This window comes from Roseateles sp. P5_E11 (assembly GCF_054049355.1).
Genome location: NZ_JBFUMO010000457.1, coordinates 1 through 4,792, shown reverse-complemented (window position 1 = coordinate 4,792; position 4,792 = coordinate 1). Strand labels below are relative to the sequence as shown.

The window sequence follows — 4,792 nt, the reverse complement described above, 5'->3', positions numbered from 1 at the left end:
GCCCATGCTCCTCGCGCGTGGAAGCGACGATCTTGCGGCCTTTGACCTTCTCTTCGATGGCAGCCAGCACCCGGTCCTTCTCCTCGTCGTGGAACAGCGCCGGCTCGAAGCTGTCCGCCGCGATCTGCTCCACCAGCTGCAGGGCCAGCWGCAGCTCCGGCTTGGAGATGCTGGCCTTGGGGATGTCGAGGTCGGCCAGCGAGCGCACCTCGGCGGCATAGCGCAGCTGTTGCAGGATCAGCCCGTCATCATTGGCGCGCACCTGCACCACGTACTGCCTGGCCTTCCAGGACCACTTGGCCAGCGCGCAGCGGCCTGAGCGGCGCAAGGCTTCGGCAAGCAGGGCGTAGGGCTTGTCGCCGCGCTTGTCCGGCGCGAGCAGATAGCTCTTGTCGTAGAACAGCGGGTCGATGGAAGCCAGCGGCACGAAACTGACGATCTCGATGACATGGCTGCTGCCCTCTTCCAGCGCCTTGAGCTCCTCCGGCGTGAAGAGCACGAACTGGTTGTCCTCGACCTCGTAGCCCTTGACCATATCCTTGCGCTCGACAACCTTCTTCGTGCGCTCGTTGACGTATTGCTGCTTGAGACGCGCGCCGTCCTTGGCCAGCAGGTTGAAGCGGATGTCAGCGCCCGCCTCGGTAGCTGAGAACAGGCGCACGGGCACGTTGACCAGGCCGAAACTCAGGGTCAGGGAAGCGATAGAGCGGGCGGATGTGGCCATGGAATCTCCTGTGTCCCGACAAGCTACGCCGGCCGGCCTGCGGCGGGTCAGGGAACAGCGCCGCATCGCTGTGTAGGACGCCGGGACGCGTCGCGTCGCCAGGGCAAGCAGGCTCATGTTGCCGCCGTCATGAAGCGCTGCGCAGCGTCGTTCCGGGGCGGGCACGCCGATTGCCGGGAGCGGTGCCGCACCTTCTTCAGCCCGGACCCCCGACATGAGCGACTGCCGTTTCCCGACCTCCGCCCTTGCCGAGCCCGAGGTGCGCCCATGAGCTATGCACCCTATGCCTTGAGCGGTCTGACATTGCGCGACCTGCAGCAGCCGGCGCCGGCCCGCGCGCCATTGCGGCCCTGCCTCTTCGTCGACAAGGACGGCACCCTCGTCGAGGGCGCACCCCACAACGCCGACCCGCTGCTGCTGCGCTTCATGCCCGGCGCAGGCGAAGCCCTGGCCAGGCTGCAACGCGCGGGGCTGGCCCTGGTCATCGTCACCAACCAGAGCGGCCTGGCGCGCGGCCGCTTCACCAGGGCGGAGTTCGCGCGCCTGCAGCAGGCGCTGCTGCAACGGCTGCAGCAGGAGTTCGGCGTGCGCATCGAGGGCGTGGAAGTCTGCCCCCACGCACCCGACGACGAAGGCCGCCCGGCCTGCCTGTGCCACATACCGGCACCCGGCATGCTGATCCGCGCCGCCCACCGCCACGGCCTGGACATGGCGCGCTCCTGGATGGTGGGCGACAGGCTGGATGACGTCGAGGCCGGCCACCGCGCAGGCTGCCAGGGCCTGCTCTTCGACAGTGGCGGCGAAACTGTCTGGCGTCGCTCACCCCTGCGGGAGCCCGACGCGCGCTTCTTCGACTGGCCCGCGCTGGCCGACTATGTCGAGAAGCTCGCTACCGCCCGCCTGCCCTCTTTCGCGTCAGCCCCGGGCAGCGTCATGCAGCCGCAGGCGACGCCTGATGTGGCCTGGCATCGGCCCGACTGAGCCGGCGCGAACCAGAACGCTCAGGCCGCCTGCGGGCGCAAGGCATGGCGCGTGATGTGGGCGATGGGAACGCCGACATAGAAGATGTGCGACAGCAGGCCGCTGACGATGTTCCACCCGTGCGGAAGCTGCCAGCCGTTGACCGCTGACAGCGGGACGACGACGTAGACCATCGCCACCCAGGTGAGCAGGCCGTAGACGCTGCCCCACAGCCAGGGGCTCGTCGTCAGCGCGCCCAACCGCAACGCCGCAGCCATGTAAACCGCAGCCATCGCCGTGGTCAGGCAGAAGTGGAACAGCAGCCCCAACCCTGCCATCGCCATGCCGCCCTGCAAGGCGGAGGCACCCAGCAGCCCGCTGGCGATGTATTTCAGGATGCCTTCGACGGTGGCGCCCTGCGCCGCATAGCTCGCGAACGCCGCCACGATATCCAGGGCACCGGCCACCAGGCCGGCAACAACGACGGCAACGCTCTTGCGCATGGATCTTCCAATCGGTCGAAGAGCGCGAAGGGTGGTCGATTTGCCGCCCGAGGATGCCTAGCACCAACCCTCATTGATCAACCGCGGTGCGCCCACTACGGCCTGGTGGCTCCTGGCTCTAGCCCTGTTCAGCCAGGAAGATCTCCACGCGGCGGTTCGCGGCACGGCCGGCCTCGGTGTCGTTGCCGGCCACCGGCTCGTGCGAGCCGCGTCCCGCCACGTTGACTCTCGAACTCGACACGCCGCGGGCCGACAGATAGTCGCGCACGGCCGCGGCGCGTTCGCGCGACAGCGGCTCGTTGATGGCATCGCTGCCGGTGCTGTCGGTGTGGCCGACGACAGTCACATGCACACCCGGGTCCAGGTTGCGCCCGATCTCGTCGAGCACCGGGCGCATCTGCGGTTTGATGTCGGCGCGGCCGGTGTCGAAGGACACGTCGCTGGGCACGTTGAGCTTGAGGCGGTTGTCATCAGTGCGCGCGACCTCGACGCCGGTACCCTGGCTCGCCTGGGCCAGGGCGGCGCGCTTGTCCTCCATGCGCTTGGACCACAGGTTGCCGGCAACCGCGCCGACAGCGCCGCCAATGACGGCCCCACGCCCGGCGCTGCCGCCGGTCACCGAACCAATGATGGCGCCGGCCACAGCACCGGCCCCGGCACCCTTGGCGGTGCCTTGTTCACGCTCGCTCATCGACGAGCAGCCAGCGGCCAGCAGGGCCGCCACGATCAGGGTGGCCGTCGCGCCGCTGCGCAACGGAATCTTGGAAGAACGCATGGTGTACCTCTCGACAGAAAAAGCGCCGCCGGACCCTGAGGCCCGGCGGCGGGGGCATGGCGTGCGGCGCAATCAGATCTTGCGCTGGTCGCGGGCGTCCTTGACGACCTCGCGGGCATCGCCCACGGCCTTCTGGACCTTGCCCTCGACCTGGGTCGCGGCGCCCTTGACCTGCTGCTCGGTGCTGCCAATGGCCTCGCCCAGCTTGCGTTGCGCCTTGCCCGCGATGTCCTTGACGCTGCCCTTGACTTGATCGGTGTTCATGGTGTGCTCCTTTGTGACGACCCCCGTGACGACTTGCCTAGGGGACTGGCGTCAGACTAACGAGCCAGGCAGTGCACCCGGGCCGGCCTGGGCCGGGTCGGCGGGTGGGTCCAGTCCTACGTCGCGGCYCAGCAAAGCCGGCGGGCCGCGACATGGCGCGCCCGCTGACAACATCGACCAGGTCGGCTGCCGCTCTTCCTACGCGCCTGTCGCGCCTCGTCCGCTGTCCCACCGCTGCCGTTGCAGCGAAGCTTTGCCTACCCCACCTCACCGGAGATCATCATGGGCAAATATCTTCTCGCGTGGCTGCTCGGCGTCCCGGGCATCGTGCTGCTGCTGGTCTATCTCTTCTTCCATTGACTGCGGCGACGCGGGCTCGGCAGTGCCGGGCCCGCGGTGGGCCAGCAGCGCCCAAGGGGTCCGCATGCCCGGCGCCCGCCTTGCCGAATGTCCACCCCACTCAGGAGACCATCATGTCGACCATCGCCGAAATCATGTCCACCCAGGTGCGCACCATCCAGCCGCAGGAAAGCCTGCGCCGCGCGGCGCAGTGCATGCAGGAACTGGACGTCGGCGCCCTGCCCGTCTGCGACGGTGAACGCCTGCTCGGCATGCTGACCGATCGCGACATCACGGTGCGCGCCATCGCCGACGGCCTCAATCCCGACCAGGCTTGCGTGTCCGACATCATGAGCCCCGAGGTCCAGACCTGCACCGCCGATCAGGATGCCGAGGACGCCAAGCGCCTGATGGGCGCCCGCCAGCTGCGCCGCCTGCCGGTGGTCGACAAGAACGGGCGCCTGATTGGCATCGTGTCCCTGGGCGACCTGGCGGTACGCGAGTCCGGTCACATCGACCGCGCCCTGCGCGAGATCTCGGCGCCGGGCGACGCCACGGCGCCGCACTGAGGGCCACTCAAGCCAGCGGCACGGCCGCGGCCATCTGCGCCACAAATCCGCCGGGCATCTGTCGGGCATCTGGCTTGCCAGACCTGCGTATGAACACACGCTGCCTATTGCTGTTGGCCGCTGCGGCCCTCACTGCTTGCGGCGAGAGCGCCCGCCTGCCTCAGGGTGCTGACGTCGGCCCCCGGCCCACCCTGGTCGAACCGGTGCAGACCCTGGTGCCAACCGCCCACGTCGCCTCGACCCGCCCTTGGGCGGCTGGCGAGGCACCGATCGCCGCGCCAGGCCTGCTGGCCCAAGCCTTCGCCAGCGGGCTGGAGCACCCACGCTGGCTGCATGTGCTGCCCAACGGCGACGTGCTCGTGGCCGAGACGAACGCGCCGCCACGGCCGGACGAGGGCAAGGGGTTCAAGGGCTGGGTGATGAAGAAGCTGATGGCCAAGGCCGGTTCAGCCACGCCCAGCGCCAACCGCGTCACGCTGCTGCGCGACGCCGACGGCGACGGCCGCGCCGAGGTCAGGACCGTCTTCCTGCAGGACCTGAACTCGCCCTTCGGCATGGCCCTGGTTGGTGATCGCTTCTACGTGGCCAACACCGATGCGGTCTGGGAATACAGCTACATGCCTGGTCAGACGAGCCTGAGCGGCCCCGGCCGCAAGCT

The 4,792-nt window shown here is 68.9% G+C and carries 7 protein-coding genes; 3 read left to right on the top strand and 4 right to left on the bottom strand.

Going from position 1 to position 4,792, the window contains the following annotated elements:
* Positions 1 to 724, bottom strand: a 724-nt coding sequence (gene ku / locus ACXJKR_RS24480; RefSeq protein ID WP_457325027.1) for a non-homologous end joining protein Ku, incomplete at its 3' end; no start/stop codon positions are given.
* A 267-nt stretch (positions 725 to 991) separates the two neighbouring features.
* Here ku and ACXJKR_RS24475 point away from each other — a divergent pair.
* Positions 992 to 1,705, top strand: coding sequence for a D-glycero-alpha-D-manno-heptose-1,7-bisphosphate 7-phosphatase (locus ACXJKR_RS24475; RefSeq protein ID WP_457325026.1), 714 nt, complete (start codon positions 992 to 994; stop codon positions 1,703 to 1,705).
* Between the two features lie 20 nt (positions 1,706 to 1,725).
* Here the strand turns inward: ACXJKR_RS24475 and ACXJKR_RS24470 are convergent, their stop codons facing one another.
* From ACXJKR_RS24470 to ACXJKR_RS24460, 3 genes are all read right to left on the bottom strand, one after another.
* Complete coding sequence (locus ACXJKR_RS24470) at positions 1,726 to 2,187, bottom strand: hypothetical protein (protein WP_457325025.1); 462 nt, start codon at positions 2,185 to 2,187, stop codon at positions 1,726 to 1,728.
* A 118-nt stretch (positions 2,188 to 2,305) separates the two neighbouring features.
* Positions 2,306 to 2,962, bottom strand: a complete 657-nt coding sequence (locus ACXJKR_RS24465) for an OmpA family protein (RefSeq protein WP_457325024.1) — start codon at positions 2,960 to 2,962, stop codon at positions 2,306 to 2,308.
* A gap of 72 nt (positions 2,963 to 3,034) precedes the next feature.
* On the bottom strand, positions 3,035 to 3,226 hold the full coding sequence (locus ACXJKR_RS24460) for a CsbD family protein (protein ID WP_056198702.1): 192 nt from the start codon (positions 3,224 to 3,226) through the stop codon (positions 3,035 to 3,037).
* Positions 3,227 to 3,699: 473 nt separating this feature from the next.
* Here ACXJKR_RS24460 and ACXJKR_RS24455 point away from each other — a divergent pair, with 473 nt between their 5' ends.
* Positions 3,700 to 4,134 carry a CBS domain-containing protein gene (locus tag ACXJKR_RS24455; RefSeq protein ID WP_457325023.1) on the top strand — a complete coding sequence of 145 codons (435 nt, stop codon included), beginning with the start codon at positions 3,700 to 3,702 and terminating at the stop codon, positions 4,132 to 4,134.
* Between the two features lie 89 nt (positions 4,135 to 4,223).
* Positions 4,224 to 4,792, top strand: a 569-nt coding sequence (locus ACXJKR_RS24450; RefSeq protein WP_457325022.1) for a DUF7133 domain-containing protein, incomplete at its 3' end; no start/stop codon positions are given.

Bases quoted from the DNA above. Each gene is read 5' to 3' on its own strand.
- ACXJKR_RS24475 (WP_457325026.1), top strand. From the start codon at position 992: ATGAGCTATGCACCCTATGCCTTGAGCGGTCTGACATTGCGCGACCTG.
- ACXJKR_RS24470 (WP_457325025.1), bottom strand. From the start codon at position 2,187: ATGCGCAAGAGCGTTGCCGTCGTTGTTGCCGGCCTGGTGGCCGGTGCC.
- ACXJKR_RS24465 (WP_457325024.1), bottom strand. From the start codon at position 2,962: ATGCGTTCTTCCAAGATTCCGTTGCGCAGCGGCGCGACGGCCACCCTG.
- ACXJKR_RS24460 (WP_056198702.1), bottom strand. From the start codon at position 3,226: ATGAACACCGATCAAGTCAAGGGCAGCGTCAAGGACATCGCGGGCAAG.
- ACXJKR_RS24455 (WP_457325023.1), top strand. From the start codon at position 3,700: ATGTCGACCATCGCCGAAATCATGTCCACCCAGGTGCGCACCATCCAG.